The sequence below is a fragment of the Rhizobium sp. S96 genome (assembly GCF_030382195.1).
GTDB lineage: Bacteria > Pseudomonadota > Alphaproteobacteria > Rhizobiales > Rhizobiaceae > Rhizobium.
Genome location: NZ_JAUDRY010000035.1, coordinates 1 through 1320, shown reverse-complemented (window position 1 = coordinate 1320; position 1320 = coordinate 1). Strand labels below are relative to the sequence as shown.

Below are 1320 nucleotides of genomic sequence, written 5' to 3'. Positions count from 1 at the left end.
GTGAACTGCACCCCATTTCGACCGGACAGTCGGCATAAGCAGAAAGGCTCAAGCACAGGCTTGAGGACAGGCTTATGTCTAACGAGTATCGACACGTTGAATTGCTGACGGGTGATGTTCGCCGCAGGCGGTGGACAACCGAGCAAAAGCTGACAATCATTGAGCAGAGTTTCGAACCAGGCGAGACGGTATCGTCCACCGCTCGCCACCATGGCGTCGCGCCCAATCTGCTTTATCGGTGGCGCAGGCTTTTGAGCGAGGGAGGTGCTGCAGCCGTGGATTCTGACGAGCCGGTGGTCGGCAATTCGGAAGTAAAGAAGCTGGAAGATCGCGTCCGCGAGTTGGAGCGCATGCTCGGCCGTAAGACGATGGAGGTCGAAATCCTCCGCGAAGCTCTTTCCAAAGCGGACTCAAAAAAACGGATATCGCGGCCGATCTTGTTGCCGAAGGACGGTTCCCGATGAAGGCCGTGGCAGATACGCTGGGTGTCTCCCGTTCCAACCTCATCGAGCGGCTGAAAGGCAAATCAAAGCCGCGTGGGCCATACCACAAGGTCGAGGATGCAGAGCTTCTGCCCGCCATTCGCAGGCTAGTGGATCAAAGGCCAACCTATGGCTATCGGCGGATCGCCGCGCTCCTCAATCGCGAAAGGCGAGCCGCCGATAAGCCTGTCGTCAACGCCAAACGGGTCCATCGCATCATGGGCAACCACGCCATGCTGCTGGAGAAGCATACGGCCGTCCGCAAGGGCCGCCTCCACGATGGCAAGGTCATGGTTATGCGCTCCAACCTGCGCTGGTGCTCGGACGGCCTGGAGTTCACCTGCTGGAATGGCGAGGTCATTCGTCTCGCCTTCATCATCGACGCCTTCGACCGGGAGATCATCGCCTGGACGGCCGTCGCCAATGCCGGAATATCCGGCTCGGATGTCCGCGACATGATGCTGGAGGCGGTTGAGAAACGCTTCCAGGCAACCCGAGCACCGCATGCTATCGAGCATCTCTCGGACAACGGTTCGGCTTATACAGCACGGGAAACCAGGCTATTTGCCCAGGCGCTCAATCTGACGCCCTGCTTCACGCCGGTGGCCAGCCCGCAGTCAAATGGCATGTCAGAGGCATTCGTCAAAACCCTGAAGCGGGATTACATCCGCATCTCGGCACTACCGGACGCCGAAACAGCGCTCCGGCTCATCGACGGATGGATCGAAGACTACAACGCAATCCATCCTCATTCCGCGCTCAAGATGGCTTCCCCTCGGCAGTTCATCAGGGCTAAATCAAACTAGCCGATCTGTCCGGTGAAACGGGGAGCACTCCA

General features: G+C 58.8%; 1 protein-coding gene. It reads left to right on the top strand.

Features of this window, described 5'->3' with window-relative positions; genetic code table 11:
• The first annotated feature begins 74 nt into the window (after nt 1–74).
• A protein-coding gene (locus tag QTL94_RS24845; RefSeq protein ID WP_141683924.1) for an IS3 family transposase occupies nt 75–1288 on the top strand; the annotation gives its coding sequence in 2 pieces (ribosomal slippage) (nt 75–411 and nt 411–1288; 1215 coding nt in all).
• Nucleotides 1289–1320 lie beyond the last annotated feature (32 nt).